This is a genomic window from Phenylobacterium sp. (genome assembly GCF_041913825.1).
Taxonomy (GTDB): Bacteria; Pseudomonadota; Alphaproteobacteria; order Caulobacterales; family Caulobacteraceae; genus Phenylobacterium.
The window spans coordinates 84,465-108,350 of record NZ_JAYSEO010000009.1 but is presented as its reverse complement, the minus strand read 5'-3'; the positions used below and the strand labels follow the sequence as shown (position 1 = coordinate 108,350).

Sequence of the window (23,886 nt, the reverse complement as noted above, 5' to 3'; positions counted from 1 at the left end):
GGTCTCCTAGAAGCGGGACCGCAAGGTCACGCCGACCGTCCGGGGCGCGCCCAGGAAGGCGGCGTAGGTGCCGGACTGGAGCGGCTGGTCGACGACCACCTGGTAGTAGTCCTCGTTGGTGAGGTTCTGGGCGAACAGCTCGAGCGTCCAACGCTCGTCCTGCGTGCCGACGCCGATCCGGCCGTTCCAGATGGTCAGCGGCTTCTGGTCCTTCAGCGGGTCGAGGTTCGAGCCGGTGTTGTAGCGCGAGGTGTAGCGCCCCGAGAGGCTGGCCCGCAGTTGCAGGGCCTCGCCCAGCGGCCGCTGGTAGGAGGCCGCCCAGGACGCCGACCACAGGGGTGCGTAGGACAGGCGCGAGCCCGGCAGCCGCGGGCCCACGCCAGGGCCCGGCACGAAGTCGCCGTACTGGGTCACGGCGTAGGTCACCCCGCCATTCACGGTCAGGCCTTCCAGCGGCGTGCGGTAGACGAAGTCGACGTCGACCCCCTTCGAGGTCACCTTCGGGATGGACGCCACTACGAAGCTGATGCCGGTGAAGGTGTTGAGCTGGAAGTGCTTGAACGTCTGATCGAAGGCGGCCGCGTTCAGCACCACCGCCGAGCCGAGGTTGGACTTGAAGCCCGCCTCGTAGCTTTCCACCGTCTCGGCGGGGAAGCTGGTGTCGGGATTGATCTGGCCCGGCGCGAACCGGGCGCGGTCGAGGTTGAAGCCGCCGCTCTTGTGGCTGGAGGCGTAGGACACATAGGTCATCAGGCTCGGATTGAGCCGGTAGCTCAGCTTCACGGTGCCGCCGAGGCGGTCCTCGGTGCGCTTCTGGCGCGTGGTGACGTTGTTGAAGGCCGGGTCGGACCCCGGCGCGCAGAGCGCCGAGCGCGCGGCGGCCGGGATCGGCCGCACGATGGCCGCAGCGCAGGCGTTGGCCGGGGCGGTGTTGCTGTAGTGGGAGGTGACCTCCTTCGTCTCGTCCGTGTAGCGCAGGCCGAAGGTCAGCTCGAGGGCGTCGGTGATGTGCCAGGTGTTGTTGGTGAACACCGCCCAGCGCTTGGTGGAGTGGTCGTAGGTGTCGTACGAGCCCTGCCCCGGGATGAAGTTCTGACCCGCCGGGATGCCGGTCAGGAGCGACACCGTGTTGGGGTTCGCGCCGCTCGACAGCAGCAGGCCGAAGTAGGTCTCGTAAGCCGTGCCGTAGGGCGTGAAGGCGCTCGAATCGAGCTGCTCGTCCGAGTAGTAGCCGCCCACCAGCCAGTCGAGCGGACCGGTGGAGCCCGCCAGCCGGACTTCCTGCGAGAAGCTCTCGATCTTGCTGAAGGTGCGGCCGTCCGCCGGGCGGTACCAGATGTCGGCCGAGGAGAAGTCGATGTCGTTGGCCTGCTGGTTGTCCCAGTCCCGCCAGGCGGTGATCGAGGTCAGGGTGACGTCGTCGTTGATCTCCCAATCGCCCTGCAGCGACACGCCCCGATCCTCGATGTCCTGATTGGACTCGCGGTTGGCGTAGGCGAGGCGCCGGAACGGGTCGGCCGGCCGCAGGGTGCCGGCGTCGGCCGCCAGCGCATCGATGATCGCCCCGGTCGGGCCCACCAGGGTGGTGGTGTTCAGGCAGCAGTGCTCCTCGCGCTTGGTGTAGTCGGCGAGGAAGCGGAGCGTCAGGGTGTCGGTGGGCAGCCACAGGAGTTGGCCGCGGACGGTGGTCACGTCCTGGTCGTCGTTGTCGCCCTGGGTGCTCGGCCCTGCCCCGTTCGCCACGTCGTAGAAGCCGTCGCGCACGCGCCGGGCGGCGAAGATGCGGCCGGCCAGGGTCTCGCCGATGGGGCCGGTGACCGAGACCGAAGCCCCGCGCGCGTCGTGGTTGCCGTAGGTCAGCTCGGCCTCGGCGCCGAAGTCGAACTCCGGCGCGCGGGTGATGACGTTGATAACCCCCGCCGAGGTGTTCTTGCCGAACACGGTGCCCTGCGGCCCCTTCAGCACCTCGATCCGCTCCAACTCGCCGAGGTCATTGAAGGCCACGCCGCTGCGAGCCCGGTAGACGCCGTCGATCACCGTGCCGACCGAGGACTCCAGGCCGGGGTTGTCGCCGATGGTGCCGACGCCGCGGATGCGGATGGAGGTCTGCGCCCCACCGGTGGACGAGGTGACGCTGAGGCCCGGTGTCAGCACCTGCAGGTCCTTCACGTCGCGGACGCCCGCGTCCTGAAGCTGCTGGCCCGAGACGACGTTCACCACGATGGGCACGTCCTGCAGGTTCTGTTCCCGCTTCTGAGCCGTGACGATCACCGTCTCGACCTCGGCGGCCTGCTGGGCCCAGGCGCTCGTGCCCGCGCAGGCAAAGGCGATCACCGCCGCCGAGGCGGCGTACATATGCAGCTTCATCCGTCCTCCCCGGCCGCCCTTTTGTTGGACGGCTCTATGGCGCCCGCACAAAGGCGAGCGATGCTCGGAGCTTGCGGAGGCCGCAGCAAGGGAACAAGCTAGCATAAGTGATAGGGAGCAGGCCCCGACCCATGTGTTCGGCCCTTCCAGCCGCGGATCTCGCCCTCGCCGAGACCTATGCCCGCGAACTCGCCCGGCTGGGCGAGGAGATCGGGCTGCCGTGTCTCGCCGCCGCGCACGACATCTCCAGCCCGCGCCCGCCGCTCGGTGTCGACGGCCGGCCACTCGCCGAGACGGTGTTCCGCTGGGTCGATCCCGACCTGCGCTACTGGGAGGACCGCGGCTTCGCCCTGCGCGCAGCCTTCATCCACGCCGTCCGCCGCTGTTCTGAGCCGTTCTGGTTCCGCGAAGGGGTGTTCGCCTCCTGGCGCCCAAACGCCGCGCTCGACGCGCTGACCGCAGAAGGGGCGTTCGAAACCTTCGGGGTGGGCGCGGCGATCGTCACGCCCGCCTACCTGCCGGGCGGCGTGATCGGCGCCGTCGTCTGGGCGACGCGGGACGCGGCCTTCCCCGTCGAGGCGGTGTTCGAGGCGCGCGCGGCCGAGCTGCAGGCGCGCGCGCTGCGCTTCGTGGCCGCCTACGACGAGGCCACCGGCGCCGACGTGGCGCGGCTGGCCGTCCGGCTGACCCGCCGCGAAATCCAGTGCCTGAAGTGGGCGGCGGCGGGGAAGACCGACCTGGAGATCGGCCAGATCGTCGGCATCTCGCTGCCGACCGTCCGCTTCCACATCACCAATGCGTCCCGGAAGATGGGCGTGACCGGCCGTTCGCAGGCCGTCCACCATGCGGGCGCCCTGGGGTACATCGGCGCTGAGCGGAGCCTGCGCCTGCTCCGCGATCCGGCCTAGACGCAGCAGCCCACCCGAGCGTGCGCGTCGCGCACCGCCTGAGGCGGGGCGAGCGCGGCCGCGGCCGCGAGGCCACGCAGCACCGGACGCGCCGCGGCGAGTTTCAGGCCGTTCAGGGGGAGTTCCAGCCGTTCCACCAGCTCCTTGGGCAGGAGGTCGATGGCGGCCTGGACGACGAGCGGCTGAAGGGCGCGTCCGGCCAGGCCCATGGGCGAGGTGGCGGAGACGATCTGCAGGAACTCCTGGATGATCGGGTGCGGCGCGAGCTTGGGCCGCATGCGATCCAACCAGCCGTCGACCGCCGCCACCGAGTCCGGCGGGTCGACCGCGCCGAACGCGCGGCCCAGCCGGCCGCCTTCGGCGTAGTAGCGGTCCTGGTCGGCGCGTCCGAGGCCCGGCTCGACATACGTCCGGTAGGCGTTCAGGAAGCCCCACCCGGCCGTGACATGGACCCAGGTCATCAGCTCGGGATCCAGCGCGGTGTAGGCGAGGCCCTCCGGCGTCACGCCCGAAACCCGGCTGTGCATCCGGGTGACCATGTCCACCCGCGCCTGGGCCGCCGCGGTCGGACCATAGGTGGTGATCATGGTCGCCTCGCCCGTGCGGCGCATGCGGCTGAGCGGATCGGTCCGGAAGATCGAGTGCTCCCAGACCCCGGTCCGGACCCGCGGCTCGGCCAGTTCGAGGATCACGGCGGCGACCCCGCCCACCGCCAGCGCGATCGGGTTGGCGTGCACCTTCCAGGCCATGGCGCGAGGGCCGTAGAACCCCGGATCGCCGGCGGGTTTGAGGTAGTCGACCCGGCCCCCGGCAGCCGGATCGAACAGGCGGCGTTCCAGCCTGCGAGCGAGGCCACGGGCGGCGGCGTGCGGATCGAGCGCGGTCATGCGTCCTCCTCGTCGACCGCCATCCTAAACCCGAGGGATGCTCGGAAAACTCGGGTTCGATGCAGGACCAGCGCCCTCGGGGCGGAGGCCCGGCGCCGTCAGCCTACTCGGAAACGCCGCCGGGGGGATCACACCCCACCGCCATGCGGAAGGTCAGCCGGGCGAGCTCGCGCTGCAGCAGCGCCCGCCGCGCTTCGGGCCCGTCCAGCAGGGCGATCTCCAACATGGCGTTGAACAGCATCTGGGAAATCAGCCAGGTGTCGGCCTGGGGCTCGGGCAGCCGTACCGTGTCGGACGCGCGCGTGCGGATGTCCTGGCAGAGGTCGGTGAGCGCCTCGCGCGCCTCCTGCACCGGCGGCAGGCGCAGGACGAACGGCGCCTCGCGCACGAGCGCTGTGAACACGTTCTCCGGCGCCCGGAGCGCCTCAACCCCGGCCTCGATCAGGTGCTCGACGCCCGCGTGCGGCGCCATGCCGGCGGTCTCCTCCACCGCCTCGTGCATCCGAACCACCAGCCGCCGGCAGGACTCCGCGGCCAGAGCGGCGACGATGGACTCGCGGTTCGGGAAGTACTCGTAGAGCGTGCCGATGCTCACCCCGGCCCGCTCGGCGATGGCGTTGGTGGTGAGCGTCTCGTAGCGGCCGCGGGCCAGCAGGCGCCCGCAGGCGTCGACGATGGCCGCGAAGGTCGCGTGCGAGCGGGCCTGGCTCGGCCGCTTGCGGGGCTCGAGCTCGCCGAGCCAGGCTGGGCCCGGCGCCGCCCTCCTCACCGTCGTCGACATGCCGCCTCCCAGCGTTCCGGCGTCGGGGCGCCGGTTTTGACGCCCACGCTCAACGACACCGCCCCCGTCGCGCAAGCTGACGGAACTGATAGGCGCCCGCTCTGGACTGACGCCACGGAGGGCGGCCGAGGCTGCGGGCCGGAGGACGATCCCATGGCCTACGAGACCCTGCTCTACGAGACGGACGGCCCGGTGCTCACCGTCACCCTGAACCGGCCAGACAAGCTGAACGCCTATACCGCCACCATGGGCGCGGAGCTGGAGGACGCGTTCCGGCGGGCGGACGCCGACGACGCCGTGCGGGTGGTGATCGTCACCGGGGCCGGACGCGGCTTCTGCGCCGGGGCGGACATCTCCAGCGGGGCGGGCGCCTTCGACAGCGCGGCCGAGGGGTCCGTGGCCTTCGCCACGGCGGACCAGCCGCGCGGCTCCGGTGCGGGGTTCGTCGGCGCGATCTACAATTGCCGCAAGCCGTCCATCGCCGCGATCAACGGCGCGGCCGTGGGCGTGGGCGTGACCCTGACGCTTCCGATGGACATCCGCATCTGCGCGGAGGGCGCGCGGTTCGGCTTCGTGTTCGCGCGGCGCGGCCTCGTCCCGGAGGCGGGCAGCGCCTGGTTCCTGCCGAGGCTCGTGGGCCTGCCGCAAGCGCTGCGATGGTGCCTCTCGGGTCGGCTGTTCCCGGCTGACGAGGCGTTGGCCGGCGGTCTGGTCAGCGAGGTCACGGCGCCGGACGCCCTGCTCGCCCGCGCCCGCGAGATCGCGCTGGAGATCGCCGAGACCACGGCGCCCGTCTCCATCGCCCTGACCCGGCAGATGCTGTGGCGCTACGCCGGCCAGCCGCATCCCTTCGACCTGCTGAAGGTCGATGGCGCGCTGGCCATGCAGCTCGGCGCCGGGCCCGACGTGCGCGAAGGCGTCGCCGCCTTCCTGGAGAAGCGGCCACCGCGCTTCCCCGGCAAGGCGTCGGAGGCCCCGCCCCTCCCCTAGGCCGGCTCGGCCACGCGCCGGCCTACGTACTGGTCGATGAAGTCCTGGTGGCGCGGCAGGCGCTCGACGGCGCGCCCGATGTTGCCCTTCAGGTCGTCCAGCGCGCGGCGGAGCTGGTCCGGCGGCATCAGCCGGCCCATGCGGTGCCAGCTCCTCGGCTCGAGCCGCTGGCCGAGCATCACCTGCAGCCAGGAGTCCACCTGGAACAGCTCGCCGGTCGCCTGGTAGGCCTGCGCCCCGTCGCGGAAGAGCTCGATCCGGTGGGCTAGCGAGTCCGGCACCGGCATGTCGCGCACGTGCCGCCAGAACGGCGTGTCGTCCCGTTCGGTCAGCTTGTAGTGCAGGACGATGAAGTCGCGGATGCCCTCGATTTCGGTGTCCTGCAGGCGGTTGAAGCGTTCGGCGAGGGCCGGGCTGCAGCCGTCGAACGGAAAGAGCTGCATCAGCCGAAGCACGCCGATCATGATCAGGTGGATCGAGGTCGACTCCAGGGGCTCGACGAAGCCGCTGGCGAGCCCGAGCGCCACGCAGTTCTTCTCCCAGGTCTTCCGCCGGCGGCCGGTGACGTAGCGGATCACCCGCGGGGTCATCAGGGCCTCCCCCTCCACCTGCCCGAGCAGGAAGGCGGTCGCCTCGTCGTCCGACATGAAGTCGTTGCAGTAGACGAGGCCGTTGCCCACCCGGTGTTGCAGCGGGATGCGCCACTGCCATCCGGCGGTGTGGGCCATGGCGCGGGTGTAGGGCACGGCCGGGCCCACCGACACGGTCTGCAGCGGCACCGCGCTGTTGGTGGGCAGCCACTGGCTCCAATCGTCGTAGCCAGCCTTCAGGGTCTGCTCGATCAGCAGGCCGCGGAAGCCGGTGCAGTCGACGAACAGGTCGCCTTCCACGTGATCCCCGCTCTCCATGACGAGGGCCCGGATGAAGCCGCTTTCCGGATCCTGCTCGACGCTGCGGATCTTGCCCTCCACGCGCCGGACGCCGGCCTTCTCCGACATGCCGCGCAGGAACCGGCCGTAGAGCGTGGCGTCGAGATGGTAGGCGTAGTTCAGCGTCGCGTCCGGCCCGGTGGCGAACCGCTGACCCTCGGCGGCCTTCAGCTCGTAGCAGTAGTCGCCGAGGTCGCCGCCGAAGCCCTGCGCCCGGGCCTCCAGCCACATGTGGTGGAAGCCGGCCATCCAGGTGGACTTCCCCACCTGACCGAAGGAGTGGATGTAGCGGTCGCCGAGCCGCGCCCAGTCCTCGAAGAGGATGCCGAGCTTGAAGGTGGCCATGGTGGCCCGCATGAACTCGCGCTCGTCGATGCCGAGAAGCTGGTTGAAGGTGCGCGCGGTAGGGATGGTGGACTCGCCCACGCCCACCGTGCCGATGTCGTCCGACTCCACGAGCGTGATGTCGAGCAGAGAACCGAGGTGCCTGGAGAGCGCCGCCGCGGCCATCCAGCCCGCCGTCCCGCCGCCAGCCACCACCACCTTCTTCACGACCTGTCCTTGCATGGGTTTCCTCCGGGCCGTGGCGGCCTCTGTCATCTGTTCAGGCGGTTGAGCAACTGGGCCCGCAGGCGCCGCGCGCTCATCTCGTCCATCGGTCCAAGCGGGCCGCGGGCCCCCTCAGGCAGGTGCGCGCCAGCCTGCTCGGCAGGACCGAAGACGTAGTAGTCGAAGAGCGCCTTCCACCCTGCCTTCTCGTGCGCGGGCCGGTCGCGCAGGCTGAGCAGCGCATGCAGGAGAGTGAGCTGCGGCGTGTCCAGGAACCCCGGCGCGTCGTTCCACCAGTAGTTCACGAGCACGTTGAACGGCTCCAGCGCCTCGACTTGGTGCCACCACAGCGCGGGGTAGACGAGCACGTCGCCGGGCTCGAGCTCGGCCACCTGGGCGGCGGCGGCGGCTTCAGGGAAGCGCGGAAAGCGCTCGAGGTCGGGGTCCCGTAAGTCCACCAGGCTGACCACCTGTCCTCCCGGCGTCGGCTCCAGCGGTCCGGGATAGAGGTTTGCCGCCTGGCCCGGCGGAAAGAGGGTGAAGCGCCGCCGGCCCGCCACGCAACAGGCGATGTTGTTGGACATGTCGTAGTGCGCGGCCGCCGTGGTCCGCCCGCCGATCCAGATGCTGACGAGCGGCGGCTGCGGGCCGAAGGCCTCCGGCGGGATCGCGAGGTCGTTCTCGGTCCTGAGGCCCGGCAGGTAGGTGTCGATGTCGGTGGAGCCGATGTAGAGCGCCGGGCCGTCCGGCGTGTTCATCGCCTCGGCCATGCGGTCCAGGAAGGCGCTGAGGCCCACCCGCTCGGCCCGGAAGTTCAGGCGGGTCAGGGTCTCGTCGTAGCCGAAGCGGCCATCGATCTCCGGAGGGCCGGTGTAGCCGACCACCGGCCGGCCGGCGTCGTGGGCCTTGAGGCAGGCGATGGCGGCGCCGGCGGACTGTCGACCCTGGCGCACCAGCGGCCAGTCGGCGGCCATGCCCTTGAAGACCCTGGGCCGCTGGCCCTCGAGGATCTCGCCCAGCGGGATCTCGTCCGGCCGGACGCCACTGACCGCCTCGACGGGCCGGGCCGCGGGGATCATGCGCCGGCCAGCCTGCGCCGCTTGGCGTCGATCAGGGCCGACATGTTGGCCATGGAGGCCAGCACCATATAGGCGGCGCGCAACGCGCCAGAGGCGTGCAGCCGCTCCAGGTCGGCGCCGCGCAGGGCCGAGAGACGGGCGTGGGAGACCGTGAAGAGGCCGGGGAGGACGTACTCGGTCCCGTCGCCTAGCTTGGCCTCCACGTCCACGGTCTCGATCAGGTCCAGCGCCTCCAGGGCCTGGAAGAACGGCCGGCTCGCCTCCAGCCCGTCGTAGATCAGCCCCAGCACGCGCGAGACGTGCTGCAGGTAGGGCGCGCTGCCGCCGGCCGGCAGGAACAGCGGCTCGCCGTCGGCCCGGCTCACCCTCGGGTGGTCCAGATCGATGTGGATCATCGGCGCGGCGTCCGCATCCTGCAGCGCGATGGAGAACGGCCCCCGCTGCTGGGCGGCGGGCACGTAGCGCGCGTTCCAGCCGCCCGGCCCCAGGAAGAGGTTCTCGTCGCGGTCTAGGCCGAGGATCGCCACCGCCTGCAGCTCGCCGTTGGCGTCGCGCCGGAAGAAGATCGGGTACTCGCGCTGCGCGGCCTCGAACTCGCTGGGCAGCACGAGCACCTGGTTCACGCTGTCGCCGAACTCGGGGCCATGCCGGGCGATCACCCGCAGGTCCGCATGGTCGACGTTGTTGAGCAGCACTCTTCGAGTCATGTCCGCCTTGTCCGTCCCGGTCCCCGGACGGCGAAAGAGGCCGCTGTGGGCAGCGGCCTCTCCCGTCTCGGAGTAACCGGTCCTCAGGGGAGGCTAGAACCGGTACCGCAGTCCGAGAAGGTACCTCGTGTCCAGCTCCTGGGCGAACCAGAGCTCGTTCTTGTCGCGAGCGTAGTGCCGCAGGCTTTCCTCGAAGATGTTGATCCCTTCGAACGACACCGCGAGGTTGTCGTTGATGTCGTAGCTGACGTTGAAGTCCACCTGCTCGAAGGGCGCGACGAACACCGGGTTGCGGTCGCCGCCGCGGTTCAGGTCCGTGAGGAACTTATCCCGCCAGTTCCACGCGATCCGGGCCGAGATCCCGTACTTCTCGTAGATCAGCGTCACGTTGGCCGTGTCGCTGAGGCCCAGCAGCGCGAACTGATCCTCGTCCGGGTCCGAACCGATGTCGAAGCCCACGTCACCGTCCACATAGGTGTAGGCGGCGGCGACACCGAAGCCGGTTTCGCCGAAGAAATGGGTGCCGGCGATCTCGAACCCGTGGATCTTCGCCGCGCGGGTGTTCACCGGCTGCGAGACCTGGAAGTTCAGCAGCGGATCGCTGGCGTTCCCGGAGATGTCGATCGAGGCCAGGATCTGGTCGACGAAGGCCTGGTTGAGGTCACCCAGCGTGCCGTTCGGGTTCACCTGGCGGTTGGCCTGGAACTGGGTCGTGGCCGCCGCCACCGAGCCGGTCTGGATGATCAGCGCCGTCGCGGTGAACAGGTTGACGTCCGAGCGATCGGCGCCGACCGAGTTCAGCAGCGCCACGGCCTGGCCGGAGCGGGTTCCCGGCGCGCCGGAGGACGGGTCACGCAGGTCGAACAGGCTGCGGGTGAAGGTGCCGGTGCCGACGAAGTTGTTCACCCGCTTCTCGAACACGCCCGCCGACACGAAGCTGCCCGGCTTGTAGTACCACTCGAGGGACAGGTCGAAGTTGTCGGAGATCAGCGGCTCCAGGTCCGGGTTGCCGGAAGTGCCGAGCGGGACCGCGCCGTTGGCGATCGGGCGGTTCGGCTGGTTGGCCGTGATCGCAGCGAACAGGTCGCCGTAGTCCGGCCGCGCGATGGTGCGGCTGAACGAGGCCCGGCCAATCAGGTTCTCGCGAAGCTCGATCTGGAAGTCGAGGGCCGGCAGCAGGTTGTTGTACTTGCCCTTCCCTTCGATCGGCTGGAACTCGTTGATGGTGTCGATGCGGAAGTCGTTGTCCGCCGTCCACACCACCGCCGAGGGGGTGCGGATCAGGGACGCGGAGTCCACCTTAGTCTGCTCGTAGCGGACGCCCGCCACGACGCTCGCCGGCCGGCCGGCCAGCTCCGCCTTCCAGGTGACCTGGGCGTAGGCGGCCATGATGTCTTCTTTGACGCGGTTGTCGTTCTGCTGGGTGATGCTGACCGCATTCCCCCGCTGGGCGTAGACCGGCGACAGGGCGTCGTAGAGGTCGATGGCGTTGGCCCGGAAGGCCGTCAGGCCGGGTCCGGTCTGCTGCGGGTCGAAGTTGTTGAAGGCGCAGGCCAGGCAGAACTCGCTGACGAGGTTGCCCGCGAACTGCGACACGTCGCGCGGGTTCGAGATCCCCCAGCTCCCCAGGTCCTGCTGGGTGTTGAGGCTGGTCTGCCGCATCTTCGACGTGCGCAGGTCGACCCCGGCGTCGAAGCGGCTGCCGTTGTCGTCCAGCTCCCAGGTGACGTCGGCGCGGATCTCCTTGATCTCCTGGCGCTGGCGCTGGGCCGAGGTGCGGGCCACCTGGCTGCCCAGGTCGCCCACGTCCATCCGGCCGTTGCCGTTGCCGCGCGGCGCCGCGTCGTTGATGGTCACGCTCTGGACCGGGATCTTGCCGCTGAAGTCCACCGAGTGCGCCGAGACGATCGGCGCGCCGATGGCGACCATGGTCGAGCTGGCCCCGTTGCGGCCGCCGGGCTTGCTTTCGGCCTTGGAGATGTGGCCGTCCACCGACACGGAGAGGCGCTCGGTGGCCTGCCAGACGCCGTTCAGGCCGTAGGATTCGAGCGTGTCGGTGTTGGCCCGGTACTGCTGCTCGAAGCCCATGTCCTTGGTGCCGCTGAGCGTCTCGCCCAGGAACACCGCGGTGGCGACGGTCGGGTTGTCGTCGAAGGTGACCCGGTCGAACGGGCGGTTGAACCAGTTGGTCTGGTCGCTGCGCTCCTCGCGGATCTTGTTGCGGGCGTAGAGGGCGTCCGCGGTCAGGGTGATGGTCTCGGTGGGGCGGAATTGCAGGGTGGCCTGGGCGTTCACCCGCTCCCGGTCGCCTTCCGAGAAGTGGTAGCGGCTGTCGTTCGGGATCGCGACCAGGGTGTTGAGGTCGGTCGGCCGGTTGGTGATCTGGGTCGAGTTGTTGTTGCGGACGAAGCCGTTGGACGGGTCCAGGAACTCGCTCAGCGTGCGGATATTCCAGTCGTTGGAGGTGGCGCTCCGGGTCGTGAAGTTCCGCTTCTGGTAGCTGCCGTAGATGTTGACCCCGAAGGTGTCGCTGGGGTCGGCGTAGTTCAGAAGGCCCGAGAGCTCCGGCGTGATCTTGTCGGCGTCGTCCAGGCTCTCCTCGACGCTGGTGTCGTAGAGCGCCTTCGCGCCGATGCTGCCCGAAAAGCCGGGTTCGGCGTCCAGCGGGCGGCGGGTGCGGACGTTGATCGTCGCCCCGATGCCGCCGGAGGGGATCGCCGCGCGGCCGGTCTTGTAGACCTCCAGGGTGCTGACGCCTTCCGAGGCGAGGTTCGAGAAGTCGAACGAGCGGCTCGTGCCGCCGGCGAAGTCGGCGTTCTGGTCGCCGCCCACCGTCTGCACGTCGGCCGTCGGCATGGAGCGGCCATTGAGCGTGACAAGGTTGAAGCCGCCGCCGAAGCCGCGGACCGTCACCTGCGAGCCTTCGCCGTTCGTCCGGTCGATGGCCACGCCGGGAATGCGCTGCAGCGATTCGGCGAGGTTGGTGTCGGGGAACTTGCCGATGTCCTCGGCCGCGATGGCGTCCACGACGCCGCTGTTGCTGCGCTTGATGTCGAGCGCCTGCTCGATCGAAGCGCGGATACCGGTGACGACGACTTCCTCAACTTCCTGGGCGGCGACGGGGCCGGCCGTAAGGAAGGCTGCGGACAAGGCAACGAAAGACGCAGACGTGCGCAAGCGGTGACGCCGCTTCATGGCGATTCCCCCCTAGGTTCGGGCGCGAGATGGACTGAGCTTATTTTTTGCACTGCAACAGCGCCGCGCCCCGAATACTAGATGCGGTGCGCGATACTGCTCTATCTCTTCTATGTTAGCGATATCATTGCGTCTCCAATCCAGTCAAGCCGCGGCGACGCTTTTTTGACGGCGCCGCGGTTTCCGGCATCTGCGGGGCGCGGAGATTTTTGGCGCTGAGGTCGAAACGGGTCCGGATCATGGGCACACCGCGTCGTTCTGATTGGGAGCGAGCCGCAGCTCGGCGACCGAGAGGCCGAGCCGGCCCGCCGAGTCCAAGGTGACCGGCGCGGCCACCGCGGCGAGGTCCTCGCCATCCCGGCGGAAGCAGGACAGCTTCACCTTCAGGGTCCGCCACTCGCCGACCGGTGCGGCGTTCAGGGTCTCGGTGAGCGCCACCGAGGTCTTGCCGAGGCCCAGGCGAACCGCGCCCGCCGGACGCTGATCCACCCGGTAGGTGATGGAGAGCGCCATGTCGCCGTTGGCCTGTCGCGTGAGGTCGGCGGCTGGCCCCGCGATCGCCGCCTGGGCCGGACCCGTCCAGGTCAGGGCGCGCCCGGCGCCCTGCACCCCGGCGGCGTCCACCAGGGCGAGCGAGACGGCGCCCGCTGGGCTGCGCGCATCGCCGGCCCCCGCCTGGATCTCGCCGCCGGCGTCCCGGAGCAGCAGGCGCCAGGGCTCCACCACCTTGCCAGCCACGAGGTAGCGGTCGGGGTTCGGCGCGACGCTGGCCACGCCGGAGACCTCCGGCAGGGCGGCGAGCGGGCGGCGGTCGCGGTAGGTCAGGCCGTATCCGTAGGCGAACAGCGGGTCGTAGCCGCGGTCGCCCCGGTTCAGGCGGTACTGGTTGGCGAGCTTCGGCCAGGAGTAGGAGAGCTTGCCGCGGAAGTCCTGGCGCGGACGGCCCCGCGCGTCGCCGATAAGCACATCGGCCACGCCGCCGCCCTCGGTCCCGGGCAGCCAGGCGGCCACGAAGGCGTCGGCGGCGTTGATCTCGGGGTTCACCCACAGCGGCCGGCCGGACAGGAAGACGGCCACAACCGGCACCCCCTGCCCCTTCAGCTTCCGCAGCAGCGCCAGGTCGGCCTTGGCGCCGGGCTGGTACTCCAGGGTGGGGCGATCGCCCAGGAACTCGGCGTAGGGATCCTCGCCGAACACCACGATGGCCACGTCCGGCTTGGTCGTGAAGCTGCCGTCGGAGCTGAGCTCGGCGCGGCCGCCGCCGGCCTCCACCGCCTCGCGGATGCCGCCCCAGATCGACTGGGCGTTGGGGAAGTCGCTGGGCTTGTTGCCGGTCCCCTGCCACGACAGCGTCCAGCCGCCCGACTGCTTGCCGATGTTGTCCGCCCCGTCGCCGGCCACCAAGACCCGGGCGTTGGCGCGGACCGGCAGCACGCCGCCGTTGTTCTTCAGCAGCACGAGCGATTCGCGCACCGCCTGGCGCGCCAGCGCCCGGTGCTCGGTCGCGCCGATCAGCTCCAGCCGGCCTTCGAGCGGCCGCTCGCCGAACACGCCCGTCTTGACCTTCACCCGCAGGATCCGGCGCACGGCGTCGTCCAGCCGGGCCATGGGGATCTCGCCGGAGCGCACCTGGGCCAGGGTGTTCCGGTAGAGCCCCTTCCAACTGTCGGGCGCCATCAGCATGTCGATGCCGGCGTTGATCGCCTGCGGGCAGCTCTCGTTGCTGCAGCCGGTCACCTGGCCGTGGGCGTTCCAGTCGCTGACGACGAAACCGTCGAAACCCATCCGGCCCTTCAGCACGTCGGTCAGCAGGCTGCGGTTGCCGTGGTTCTTGACGCCCTGCCAGCTCGAGAATGAGGCCATGACCGTCATGACGCCGGCGTTGATGGCGGAGACGTAGCCGGGGGCGTGGATGCGGGCGAGTTCCGCGTTGCTGTCCTTGTTGTCGCCCTGGTCCTTGCCGTTCTCGGTGCCGCCGTCGCCGATGAAGTGCTTGGCGGAGCCCGCCACCCCGCCGGCTTTCAGCGCAGGCCAGTCGGCCGGCCGGCCCTGCAGGCCGCGCACCAGCTCGCCGGCGTAGCCCGCGACGATCTCCGGATCCTCGGAATACCCCTCGTAGGTCCGCCCCCAACGATCGTCGCGGACCGTCGCCACGGTCGGACCGAACGCCCAGTCGATCCCGACGGCGGCGCTCTCGCGGGCGGTGACCTCGCCGATCCGGCGGATGAGGTCGGGGTTGCGGGCCGCGCCCAGCCCGATGTTGTGCGGGAAGACCACGGCGCCGATGACGTTGTTGTTCCCGTGCACCGCGTCGACGCCGAAGATCAGCGGCACCTTGGCGCCGGGACGAGCCGCGGCGGCCTCGCGGAAGGCGCGGGCGGTGGCGAGCCACGGCTGCGGGCCGGAGCGGTCCGGCGCGCCGAGCGGCGGGCTGTCGCCGCCGGCCAGGATCGAGCCGAGCGGATAGTCGCGGAGATCGGCCGGCCGCACGGTGGAGAGGTCGGCCTGGATCAACTGCCCCACCTTCTCCTCGACGGTCATCCGCCCCATCAGCTCGGTGACGAAGGCCTCGGTGCGGGCGTCCACCAGGCCGACGCTCCGCGCGACCGGCCAGGCCTGCGGGTCGGCCATGCCCGGCTGCTGGGCCTCGGCGGGCGCAGCCAGCAGGGCCGCGGCGGCGGCGCAGGTGAGGATCCGGGCGCGGAGAGTCGGGCGGGCCATGCCGTTCGGCTCAGACGCGGAAAAAGAAGGGCGCGGCGATGGGCGCGCCGCGCCAGGCAGGGGAAGCAAGATCAGCGGTTGCCGGAATGGCGGACGCGCGCGCGTCTTGCCGGCCGCGAGGCGGGATCATCTGTGTTTCCTCCCGGCCGTCGTTCGAGCGCGGCCGCTGTTCTGCGAACGAGACTGCGCAAGCGTGACAACGCTGTCAACGGGAAATCGTTAGCGGTAACATCGTGCCGCTCGCCGTCCTTCGATGGCCTTCGGTGGCCTAATCAGCCGCGGGGCGGGGCCGTCGATTCCCGGACCACGATCTCGAAGGGGAGCAGGCGAGAGGGCGCGGGGCCTGGGTCCGCCGGGTCCCACTCCCCGCGGATCAGCATTTCGGCGGCGGCCGCGGCCATCTGGAAGATCGGCTGGCGCACGGTGGTCAGGGGCGGCACCGAGGTCATGGCCGCCGGGGTGTCGTCGAAGCCGGCCACCGACAGGTCCGCGGGCACCGACAGGCGACGCCGGTGCGCGGCCGCGAGCACGCCCACGGCCATGTCGTCGTTGCTGGCGAAGATCGCCGTCGGCCGCACGTCGGCTTCCAGCAACGCGTCGGCGCAGGCATAGCCGGAGTTGAAGGAGAAGAAGCCCTGGGCCACGTGCTCGTCGCGCACGGCGAGCCCATGGTCGGCCATGGCCTGGAGGAAGCCTTCGTGGCGCAGGTGGCTGGCGCCGTGGTCGGGGTGACCGATGATGAACCCGATGTGCCGGTGGCCAAGCTCCAGCAGGTGCACGGTCATCTCATAGGCCGCCTGGCGGTCGTCGATGCGCACCCTCGCGGCGCGGTCCGGCTCCTTGTCGGGCGCGATCCGGACGAAGGGCGTCCCCGTCTCCTCCAGGGCCTGCAGGACCGAGAGCCGGTCCGAGACCGGCGGCGTCAGGATCGCCCCGTGGGCGCGCAGGGTCGCCACCGTGTTGCGGATCAGGTCGGTGGCCGTGGGCGCAGCCGAGTCCAGGGGCTCCAGCACCAGGTGGTACCCGTCCTCACGGCAGCGGCTCACGGCCCCCCGCTGGATGTCGGCGATGTAGTTGGAGCTGGGATTGTCCGAGAACAGCGCGATCAGATAGCTGCGCGCGCCCGCCAGGCTGCGCGCCGAAACGCTCGGCCGGTAGCGCAGGGTCTCGGCCGCCGCCAGGACCTTGTCCCGGGTCGCCGGCTTGACGTTGGGCTCCTTGTTCAGGACCCGCGACACGGTCTTGATCGAGACGCCTGCGCGCTCGGCGACGTGATGAATGGTGACTGTGGCCACAGCTTTCCGCCGTTCGCCCCCTCTTCACGCGCGAGGCTAAGCCGTCGCATCCGGCGCGCAAGTCCCACGGGCGCCGCAGCCGCGCCGCCTTGCGCCGAGTCGCCACGCCGGACAGTCTCGCCCCCTGCGGGCGCCTCGCCGGTCGGCCGTGACCCTTGAGGTGGAGCCCGAGCGGAATTGAACGCCGAACGCCGTCCCGTCCTGCTGTTCGCCTACTTCCGGCCGGACGCCGACGCCTGGCTGTCCGCCCTCGCCCCGGCCGCCGCCGACGTGGAGATCCGTCGCTGGCCCGAGGCGGGCGATCCCGCCGAGGTGGACTACCTCGTGGCCTGGCAGCACCCGGCCGGCTTCCTGCGCCAGTTCCCGAACCTGCAGGCGATCTTCTGGATCGGCGCCGGGGTCGACCGCCTGATGGGGGATCCCGACCTCCCCGACACGCCCGTCGTTCGGATGCAGGACGACAGCCTGACGATCGGCATGGCGGAGTACGTGGCGGAGCGGGTGCTGCACTACCATCGCCGGATGCCGCTCTACGCCGCGCAGCAGCGGGAGCGCACGTGGCGTCCCCTCCCCCAGCCGCTGGCCCGTGACCGGGTGGTGGGCGTGCTGGGCCTGGGTGAGATCGGCGGCGCCAGCGCCACCGCGCTGGCCGGCCTCGGCTTCGACGTGCGCGGCTGGAGCCGGACGCAAAAGACGATCCCCGGCGTCCGCGCCGCGACCGGGCCGCTCGCGGAGGCGGTCCGGGGCTGGGAGATCGTGGTCTGCCTGCTGCCCCTCACGCCCGAGACCCGCGGCGTGCTGAACCGGGAGCTGTTCGCGGCGCTCGACGGCGCCTGGCTGATCAACGCCGCCCGCGGCGGCCACCTGGCCGAGGCCGACCTGATCCCGGCGCTCGACGCGGGATGTCTGGCGGGTGCGACCCTCGACGTATTCGAGACCGAGCCGCTGCCCCCGGAGCACCCCTTCTGGTCCGACGCCAGGATCACGATCACGCCGCATGCCGCCGCCATCAGCGATCCGGCCAGCGCCGGGGCGCAGATCGTCGCCAACCTCCGCCGACATCTCTCGGGCCAGCCCATGCGCGGCCTCGTGGACCGCAACCGGGGCTACTGAGATGACCGTGTCGCCGATCGCCACCACCGCGCTCGCCGCCGTGCTGCTGCTCGCGGGGTACGGGCTGCGGGCGCGAATCCGGCTGCTGGACCGGCTGAACCTCCCGGTCCCGGTGATCGGCGGGATGCTCGCGGCGCTGGCGGCGCTTGCCGTCCGGCTGGCCGGCCTGCCGCCGCTGACCTTCGAGGCGGTGCTGCAGACCCCGATGATGATCGCCTTCTTCACCACCCTCGGCTTCGCCGCCAGCGTGCGCCTGCTGCGCAGGGGCGGGCCGCAGGTGTTGCTGCTGCTGGTCCTGGCGAGCGGTGTCGGGGTGCTGCAGGCGCTGCTGGGCGCCGGGATCGCGGTGGGCTTCGGCCTCAATCCGCTGCTGGGCGTGCTGACCGGCACCGCCACGCTCTCCGGCGGTCCGGCCACCGGTCTCGCCTTCGCGCCGCAGTTCGAGGCCGCCGGCGTGGCGGGCGCGGCGGCCGTGGCCACGGCTAACGGGATGGCGGGGATCGTGCTGGCGAGCCTCTTCGGCGCGCCGCTCGCCACCTGGCTCATCGCCTCGCGCCGGCTCGACCCGCGCCAGGCGGTTCCGGCGGAGGCGCGGGTGACGGTCAGCACGCAGGCTGGCCCCAGCCATGGCCACGCCAACCTGACCTTCCTCGTCCTCAAGACGATCTGCGTGATCGCCCTCTCCATGTGGCTGGGCGGCCTGGTCAGCGAGGTGCTGAAGGGCTGGGGCGCGGTGCTGCCGGCCTACATCGGGGCCATGCTGGTGGCCGCCGCCTTCCGGAACCTCGACGACGTCACGGGGCTCGTGAAGCTGCCGCACGAGGCCATCGAGGTCGCCGGCGCGACAGCCCTGTCGTTCTTCCTGGTCCTGGCGATCATGACCCTCGACCTGGCCAAGCTGGCGGGCCTGGCCGTGCCGCTCGTGGCGATCCTGGCCGCGCAGCTCGCGATGATCGCGCTCCTGGTGCTTGGGCCGGTGTGGTGGCTGATGGGCCGCGACTACGACGCGGCGGTCACGGCGGGCGGCTTCGCGGGGTTCATGCTGGGCACCACCGCCAACGCCATGGCGATCATGCGGGCGTTGGTGGAGAAGTACGCCGAGGCGCCGCGCGCCTTCCTGACCGTGCCGCTGGTGGGCGCCTTCTTCATCGACTTCGCCAACGCCCTCATTATCACGGCCTTCCTGAACCTCTGGAGCTGACCGGCCTCTCCCGGGTTGCCCGCGGCGGGCCGCCTTCCTAGGCTGGCCGCCGTGAGGAGACCGCGATGAGCGCCATGATCGCCCTGCCCCGGCTGATGCGGATCGGCGCGGGCGCCTCGACCGAGCTCGCCGCGACGCTGACCAGCCTCGGCCTCTCGCGGCCGCTGGTGATCACCGACCGCTATCTGCTGGAGTCCGGCCGCGTGGAACGGCTGCTCGCCGACCTCAAGGCGGGCGGCGTGGCCGAGGCCCGGGTGTTCGCCGACACCGTCTCGGACCCGACCGCCAGCTCCATCGAGGCCGGGGTCGCCTTCCTGGCCGAGGGGGAGCACGACTGCGTCGTGGGCTTCGGCGGGGGCAGTCCGCTGGACTCCGCCAAGGCCATCGCGGTGCTCAGTCGGTTCGGGGGGGGAATGCGCGACTACATGGTCCCGCACGTACAGGACACGCCCGGCCTGCCGGTCATCGCCGTGCCGACCACCGCCGGCACCGGATCCGAGGCCACCCGCTTCACCATCGTCACCGACGAGGCGACGAACGAGAAGATGCTGTGCGTCGGCCTGGCCTACCTGCCCATTGCCGCCCTCGTGGACTACGAGCTGACGCTGACCATGCCCCGCCGGCTGACCGCCGACACCGGCATCGATAGCCTGACCCACGCCATCGAGGCCTACGTCAGCAAGCGGGCGAATCCCTTCAGCGACGCCATGGCGCTGCAGGCCATGCGCGCCATCGCGCCCAATCTCCGCGTCGTGGACCGCGAGCCCGACAACCGCGCCGCACGCGAGGCGATGATGCTGGGCGCCACCCAGGCCGGAATCGCCTTCTCCAACGCCTCGGTGGCCCTGGTGCACGGCATGAGCCGCCCGGTGGGCGCCTACTTCCACGTGCCGCACGGGCTCTCCAACGCCATGCTGCTGCCGGCGGTGACCGCCTGGTCGGCGCCGGCGGCGCTCGGCCGCTATGCGCAGTGCGCGGTGGCCATGGGCGTGGCCGGCGAGAACGAGGGCGACCAGTCCGCCGTGGCCCGGCTGCTGGAGGAACTGCGGGCGCTGAACGCGGACCTCGAAGTGCCCTCCCCCGCCCGCTACGGCATCGACCGGGCGCGGTGGGACGCGGTGATGGACAGCATGGCCGAGCAGGCCCTGGCCTCCGGCTCGCCCGGCAACAATCCGCGGGTTCCCGACGCCGAGGAGATCAAGGCGCTCTACCGACTCGCCTACGCCTGAGGATCGGGGGCCAGGCGGAAAGGAACGCTCCGCCGCTCGTTGCGTGGGACGGTCAGCGGCCGGTCCACCGGCGGGAAGGCGCGCTGGCCGCAGTCGAGCCGCTCGCAGATGCGGCAGCTCACCCCGATGGGCGCCGCGGGTCCCTTGAGGTCGACGCCGGCGGAGTAGACCAGCTCGCGGGCGTGCTCGACCTCGCAGCCGAAGCCCAGGACGTAGCGGCGGTCAGGTTCGAGATAGGCGTCGGAGCGCTTCACCACGGCCCGCGCGACGCAGAGGTAGCGCACCCCGTCCGGCATCTCCGCCACCTGGACCAGGAACCGCTCGGGCGCGCTCACCGCGTCGTGCACGTTCCACAGGGGGCAGGCGCCGCCAAACCGCGCGAAGCGGAAACGCGTGGCGCTGTGGCGCTTGGTGATGTTCCCGGCGAAGTCCAGCCGCACGAAATAGAGCGGCACGCCCCGCTCGCCGGGCCGCTGCAGGGTGCTGAGCCGGTGGCAGACCTGCTCCAGGCTGGCGCCGAAGCGCGCCGCGAGCTGCTCCACGTCGTGGCGCCGCGCCCGGGCGGCGCCGGCGAAGGCCCGATAGGGCATCAGGAGCGCGCCGGCCGCGTAGTTGCCGAGGCCCATGCGGCAGACGTCCACGGCTTCGCGGCTGCGGAACCGCGCCGCCTCTAGCTCACGCTCGATCACGTCCGAGAGCGTGGCCGAGACCATGTGGTAGGCCATCTGGAACGCGCGGCTGGCGGCCGGCTGGCTGGCGTTGAGGGTCAGCTCGCGGGTGACGGGATCGTAGCGCCGCATCAGGTCGCCCTCCCCGTCGTAGCGCACCTGGATCCCGAGCCGCTCGCGCAGGTGCATCTCGAGCAGCATGTCGGACGCGCGGCCCTCCTGGACGCCGATCTCCTGGGCCAGCTCCTCGGCCGCGCGGTCGAGCGCGTCGATGTAGTTGTCCTTGAAGTGGAAGAAGTCGCGGACCTCCTCGTAGGGCAGCAGCGAGCTCGCGGCCGTGGCCTCGTCCAGCGCGACCGCCTCCTCCGTCAGCTTGAGGCGCTCGTTCAGGCGGTGGTTGGCGCGGTGAAGGTTGAGGAACCGCCGGGCGAGCGTGGGCGCGTGCAGCGCCGCCTGCCGGAGCTCGCTGAGCGGGATCGGCTCCTCGCCCGCGCCGCTCTCCGCCGCCGCCTCGCGCAGGTCGGCGATCAGCCGCTGCTCGCCCTCGGCGTCGAACGCCTCGGCGGGCAGGCCGAAGTAGGCGCTCAGGCTCGCCAGGACGCGGTCGGTGACCGGCCGCTGGTTGGCCTCGATCTGGGAGAGGTAGCTGGGCGAGATGCCGAGCGCGCGGGCGCAGGGTTCGAGCCGCCAGCCGCGCTGTTCCCTCAGCGCGCGGACCTTCGGGCCGACGAAGAGCTTGTAGCGCATTTCACAACTTTGCAAACGAGCCGGGGCCGACCGCCAAGTCTTCGCACGTTGTCATTTGAATCCCTAGCAGGAACAGCGCCTCATCCCCGTCCCGGGCCACAGGGCCTCGGCGGCGACGTTTGCGCAGGCTTGTGAAGCGCGGCCTCCGACCCTGCCCCGCACGACCTCTGCGGAGCGAGCGCCATGACCAGAGACAACATCCGCCACCTGCCCCGGCTCAGCCTCTCCAGCGCCATGCGGGTCTTCGGCCTCACGGCGCGGGCGCTCCGGTTCTACGAGGAGAAGGGGCTGATCGAGGCCCGCCGCGACCGGCTCAACTGCCGCTACTACGACGGCGCCGCCAGGGTGCGGCTGGAATGGATCGCCAAGCTGCGCCAGGCGCAGGTGTCGCTGCCCGACATCGAGGAGGTGCTGGAGGCGGACGACGACGCCCAGCGCCGCGACTGCGCCCGGGCGAAGCTCGCCCGCCGGCGCGACGCCGTCCTGAAGGACCTCGCGGCCATCGACGCGGTGCTCGCCGAGCTCGACGGGCCCGCCACCCCGGCCAAGCGGCTGGCCGGCGCCTGACGCCTCACGCGCGGCCGACCATCCCTGCGTAGAGCCGCTCGAGGTCGGCGACATAGGCCGGCGTGTCGAACACCGGCGAGGTGTCCCGCACGCGCTCCACCCGGGCGCGCAGCGCCCGCAGGGCGGCGGGATCCGCCGACAGCCGCCGCGCCCGCTCGAGGTAGCCGTCGACATCGGTGGCGACGAGCTCCTCCAGGCCGGAGGCGCGCAGCAGGCTGGCCGCCACCCGGCTGGCGAAGGTCTGCCCCGCCCGCGTCACGATCGGCAGCCCGGCCCAGAGCGCGTCACTGGCCGTCGTGTGGGCGGTGTAGGGGAAGGTGTCCAGGAACAGGTCGGCGTGCCGGATCCGCTCCTGGTGGACCGGCTGTGGCCGCTTCGGCGCGAACACCAGCCGGCCGGGATCGACGCCGCGCGCGGACGCCTCCCGCCGCAGGCTCGCGGCCACGTCGATCCCGTCCTCCAGCAACCACATGACCGCGGACGGGAACTCCCGCAGGAGCCGCATCCACAGTTCGAAGACGTCCGGCGTGATCTTGTAGGCGCCGTTGAAGCTCGCGAAGACCAGGGCGTCGCCCGGCAGACCGTGATCTTCGCGGGTGGTCGGCGGCCCCACGGCCCGCCGCCGGTCGTTGGGCTGGTAGCAATGCGGCATCCGCACCACCTGCTCGGCGTAGCAGGCCTCCCCGTCGGGCGGGATCAGGGTCGGATCGCCGATGATGTAGTCGATGAAGGCCGCGCCCATGGTCATGGGGTAACCGAGATAGTTCACCTGCACCGGCGCGGCGCCGTGGGCGAAGATCTCCGGACGGGTGTCTGCGGTCAGGCCCTTGAGGTCCACGGCGATGTCGACGCCCAGGCCACGCGCCATCTCCGCGATCTCGGCGTCGCCGAGGTCACGGACGTCGTAGAAGCGGTCGAACGCCGCCTTCAGCCGGGTCCGCATCGGATCGCCGGTCTCGGGACCATAGGAGAAGGCGGTGACCTCGAACCGCTCGCGGTCGTGCAGCTCGAACAGCTCGGCCATCAGATAGGCGGTGGCGTGCTCGTGCAGGTCGGCCGAGAAATAGGCCACGTGGATGCGGCGGCCGGGCCGCCGTTCCGGCCGCACGCGCCGCGCGCCGCTGGTCTCGGCGATGTAGGCTTCGGCGTACCGGCGCTGGGCGTCAGCGGAGACCGGGACGGAGGCGAGCACGAACGGCGGGGTGGCGAGCTCCCCCCGGTCGATCCGGGCGGCGAGGTCGGCGACGTGCGCCTCGAATCCGTCCCATAGGCACGCACGCATCCGGGCGTGGAGCCGGTGTCCGGCCAGGAACCGTTCGGCGGGCGCCAGCCGGAAGGCCTCGTCATAGGCGCCTACCGCCTCGCGCCAGCGGCCCATGGCGGCCAGGGCGTGGCCGCGGGTCAGGTGGGGCTTGGCCTCCGACGGCCGCGCGGCCGCCGCCTGCTCGGCGCAGCGGAGCGCGTCGGCAGGCCGGCCAAGGGCCAGGTTGGCTTGGGCGGCGTTCAGCACCCCCAGCGCCCCGGCCCGCTCGTAGGCGATAAGCGCCTCGGCCGCGCGGCCGAGGCCCAGCAGCGCGTTGCCGCGCGCGTTGTGCGCCATCTCGCGTCCGGGCTCGACGGCCAGCGCCCGCTCGGCGCTGGCGAGCGCCTCCGCCCAGCGCCGCAGGTCGTTGAGAAGGTTGGCGCGGTTGGTGAGCAGGATGGATGCGGCGGGACTGTGGGCCAGGGCGGCGTCGTAAGTCGCCAGCGCCTCGGCGGCCCGGCCGCCGCGGCGCAGCAGCGCGCCCAGATCCGCCGCCACGTTCGGATCGCGGGGGTCGAGGTCCAGCGCTTCCCGATAGGCCGCGGTGGCGTCGTCCAGCCGGCCGGCGGCCAGGTGACGCCCGGCCGCTCCGAGCAGTTCGGCTTTCCCCATGGCGGTTCACAGAAGCGAACCGCCCCATCCCGTCAAGC

At 71.2% G+C, this 23,886-nt stretch carries 17 protein-coding genes; 6 read left to right on the top strand and 11 right to left on the bottom strand.

Annotation, left to right across the window (positions count from 1 at the left end):
* Positions 1-6 precede the first annotated feature (6 nt).
* The gene (locus ACE3Q8_RS09325; protein ID WP_374469999.1) at positions 7-2,367 is read right to left on the bottom strand and encodes a TonB-dependent receptor; all 2,361 of its coding nucleotides are present in this window, start codon (positions 2,365-2,367) and stop codon (positions 7-9) included.
* Positions 2,368-2,498: 131 nt separating this feature from the next.
* Here ACE3Q8_RS09325 and ACE3Q8_RS09320 point away from each other — a divergent pair, with 131 nt between their 5' ends.
* Positions 2,499-3,275, top strand: a complete 777-nt coding sequence (locus ACE3Q8_RS09320; RefSeq protein WP_374469998.1) for a LuxR C-terminal-related transcriptional regulator — start codon at positions 2,499-2,501, stop codon at positions 3,273-3,275.
* On the opposite strand, the gene ACE3Q8_RS09315 is transcribed toward ACE3Q8_RS09320, so the two are convergent.
* A complete protein-coding gene (locus tag ACE3Q8_RS09315) occupies positions 3,272-4,162 on the bottom strand; it encodes an oxygenase MpaB family protein (RefSeq protein WP_374469997.1) in 891 nt (296 codons plus the stop codon). The genes ACE3Q8_RS09320 and ACE3Q8_RS09315 overlap by 4 nt on opposite strands.
* 103 nt (positions 4,163-4,265) lie before the next feature.
* Positions 4,266-4,943 carry a TetR/AcrR family transcriptional regulator gene (locus ACE3Q8_RS09310; RefSeq protein WP_374469996.1) on the bottom strand — a complete coding sequence of 226 codons (678 nt, stop codon included), beginning with the start codon at positions 4,941-4,943 and terminating at the stop codon, positions 4,266-4,268.
* A gap of 153 nt (positions 4,944-5,096) precedes the next feature.
* On the opposite strand from ACE3Q8_RS09310, the gene ACE3Q8_RS09305 reads away from it, so the two are divergent.
* Positions 5,097-5,933 carry an enoyl-CoA hydratase-related protein gene (locus ACE3Q8_RS09305; RefSeq protein WP_374469995.1) on the top strand — a complete coding sequence of 279 codons (837 nt, stop codon included), beginning with the start codon at positions 5,097-5,099 and terminating at the stop codon, positions 5,931-5,933.
* Here ACE3Q8_RS09305 and ACE3Q8_RS09300 read toward each other — a convergent pair.
* The 6 genes from ACE3Q8_RS09300 to ACE3Q8_RS09275 form a co-directional block, all read right to left on the bottom strand.
* Positions 5,930-7,429 carry a tryptophan halogenase family protein gene (locus ACE3Q8_RS09300; protein WP_374469994.1) on the bottom strand — a complete coding sequence of 500 codons (1,500 nt, stop codon included), beginning with the start codon at positions 7,427-7,429 and terminating at the stop codon, positions 5,930-5,932. The genes ACE3Q8_RS09305 and ACE3Q8_RS09300 overlap by 4 nt on opposite strands.
* A gap of 29 nt (positions 7,430-7,458) precedes the next feature.
* Positions 7,459-8,490: a cupin-like domain-containing protein gene (locus tag ACE3Q8_RS09295; protein WP_374469993.1), complete on the bottom strand. Its 1,032-nt coding sequence runs from the start codon at positions 8,488-8,490 to the stop codon at positions 7,459-7,461.
* On the bottom strand, positions 8,487-9,197 hold the full coding sequence (locus ACE3Q8_RS09290) for a SapC family protein (protein ID WP_374469992.1): 711 nt from the start codon (positions 9,195-9,197) through the stop codon (positions 8,487-8,489). Before ACE3Q8_RS09290 ends, ACE3Q8_RS09295 begins: the two co-directional genes overlap by 4 nt.
* Positions 9,198-9,290: 93 nt before the next feature.
* On the bottom strand, positions 9,291-12,392 hold the full coding sequence (locus ACE3Q8_RS09285; RefSeq protein WP_374469991.1) for a TonB-dependent receptor: 3,102 nt from the start codon (positions 12,390-12,392) through the stop codon (positions 9,291-9,293).
* A 237-nt stretch (positions 12,393-12,629) separates the two neighbouring features.
* Positions 12,630-15,113, bottom strand: a complete 2,484-nt coding sequence (locus tag ACE3Q8_RS09280) for an exo 1,3/1,4-beta-D-glucan glucohydrolase (RefSeq protein WP_374469990.1) — start codon at positions 15,111-15,113, stop codon at positions 12,630-12,632.
* Between the two features lie 272 nt (positions 15,114-15,385).
* Positions 15,386-16,408, bottom strand: a complete 1,023-nt coding sequence (locus tag ACE3Q8_RS09275) for a LacI family DNA-binding transcriptional regulator (RefSeq protein ID WP_374469989.1) — start codon at positions 16,406-16,408, stop codon at positions 15,386-15,388.
* Positions 16,409-16,585: 177 nt separating this feature from the next.
* On the opposite strand from ACE3Q8_RS09275, the gene ACE3Q8_RS09270 reads away from it, so the two are divergent.
* From ACE3Q8_RS09270 to ACE3Q8_RS09260, 3 genes are all read left to right on the top strand, one after another.
* The gene (locus tag ACE3Q8_RS09270) at positions 16,586-17,521 is read left to right on the top strand and encodes a 2-hydroxyacid dehydrogenase (protein WP_374469988.1); all 936 of its coding nucleotides are present in this window, start codon (positions 16,586-16,588) and stop codon (positions 17,519-17,521) included.
* Between the two features lies 1 nt (position 17,522).
* On the top strand, positions 17,523-18,722 hold the full coding sequence (locus ACE3Q8_RS09265) for a sodium/glutamate symporter (RefSeq protein ID WP_374469987.1): 1,200 nt from the start codon (positions 17,523-17,525) through the stop codon (positions 18,720-18,722).
* 65 nt (positions 18,723-18,787) lie between these two features.
* The gene (locus ACE3Q8_RS09260; RefSeq protein WP_374469986.1) at positions 18,788-19,951 is read left to right on the top strand and encodes an iron-containing alcohol dehydrogenase; all 1,164 of its coding nucleotides are present in this window, start codon (positions 18,788-18,790) and stop codon (positions 19,949-19,951) included.
* Here the strand turns inward: ACE3Q8_RS09260 and ACE3Q8_RS09255 are convergent.
* On the bottom strand, positions 19,942-21,366 hold the full coding sequence (locus ACE3Q8_RS09255) for a short-chain fatty acyl-CoA regulator family protein (RefSeq protein ID WP_374469985.1): 1,425 nt from the start codon (positions 21,364-21,366) through the stop codon (positions 19,942-19,944). The two genes, ACE3Q8_RS09260 and ACE3Q8_RS09255, sit on opposite strands and share 10 nt — an antisense overlap.
* A gap of 183 nt (positions 21,367-21,549) precedes the next feature.
* Between ACE3Q8_RS09255 and ACE3Q8_RS09250 the strand changes: the two genes are divergently transcribed.
* Entirely contained in the window at positions 21,550-21,933 is a 384-nt protein-coding gene (locus ACE3Q8_RS09250) for a MerR family transcriptional regulator (RefSeq protein WP_374469984.1), read from the top strand.
* Between the two features lie 4 nt (positions 21,934-21,937).
* Here ACE3Q8_RS09250 and ACE3Q8_RS09245 read toward each other — a convergent pair whose 3' ends face one another.
* Complete coding sequence (locus tag ACE3Q8_RS09245) at positions 21,938-23,848, bottom strand: tetratricopeptide repeat protein (protein ID WP_374469983.1); 1,911 nt, start codon at positions 23,846-23,848, stop codon at positions 21,938-21,940.
* Positions 23,849-23,886 lie beyond the last annotated feature (38 nt).

Bases quoted from the DNA above. Each gene is read 5' to 3' on its own strand.
- ACE3Q8_RS09325 (WP_374469999.1), bottom strand. From the start codon at position 2,367: ATGAAGCTGCATATGTACGCCGCCTCGGCGGCGGTGATCGCCTTTGCC.
- ACE3Q8_RS09320 (WP_374469998.1), top strand. From the start codon at position 2,499: ATGTGTTCGGCCCTTCCAGCCGCGGATCTCGCCCTCGCCGAGACCTAT.
- ACE3Q8_RS09315 (WP_374469997.1), bottom strand. From the start codon at position 4,162: ATGACCGCGCTCGATCCGCACGCCGCCGCCCGTGGCCTCGCTCGCAGG.
- ACE3Q8_RS09310 (WP_374469996.1), bottom strand. From the start codon at position 4,943: ATGTCGACGACGGTGAGGAGGGCGGCGCCGGGCCCAGCCTGGCTCGGC.
- ACE3Q8_RS09305 (WP_374469995.1), top strand. From the start codon at position 5,097: ATGGCCTACGAGACCCTGCTCTACGAGACGGACGGCCCGGTGCTCACC.
- ACE3Q8_RS09300 (WP_374469994.1), bottom strand. From the start codon at position 7,429: ATGCAAGGACAGGTCGTGAAGAAGGTGGTGGTGGCTGGCGGCGGGACG.
- ACE3Q8_RS09295 (WP_374469993.1), bottom strand. From the start codon at position 8,490: ATGATCCCCGCGGCCCGGCCCGTCGAGGCGGTCAGTGGCGTCCGGCCG.
- ACE3Q8_RS09290 (WP_374469992.1), bottom strand. From the start codon at position 9,197: ATGACTCGAAGAGTGCTGCTCAACAACGTCGACCATGCGGACCTGCGG.
- ACE3Q8_RS09285 (WP_374469991.1), bottom strand. From the start codon at position 12,392: ATGAAGCGGCGTCACCGCTTGCGCACGTCTGCGTCTTTCGTTGCCTTG.
- ACE3Q8_RS09280 (WP_374469990.1), bottom strand. From the start codon at position 15,113: ATGGCCCGCCCGACTCTCCGCGCCCGGATCCTCACCTGCGCCGCCGCC.
- ACE3Q8_RS09265 (WP_374469987.1), top strand. From the start codon at position 17,523: ATGACCGTGTCGCCGATCGCCACCACCGCGCTCGCCGCCGTGCTGCTG.
- ACE3Q8_RS09260 (WP_374469986.1), top strand. From the start codon at position 18,788: ATGAGCGCCATGATCGCCCTGCCCCGGCTGATGCGGATCGGCGCGGGC.
- ACE3Q8_RS09255 (WP_374469985.1), bottom strand. From the start codon at position 21,366: ATGCGCTACAAGCTCTTCGTCGGCCCGAAGGTCCGCGCGCTGAGGGAA.
- ACE3Q8_RS09250 (WP_374469984.1), top strand. From the start codon at position 21,550: ATGACCAGAGACAACATCCGCCACCTGCCCCGGCTCAGCCTCTCCAGC.
- ACE3Q8_RS09245 (WP_374469983.1), bottom strand. From the start codon at position 23,848: ATGGGGAAAGCCGAACTGCTCGGAGCGGCCGGGCGTCACCTGGCCGCC.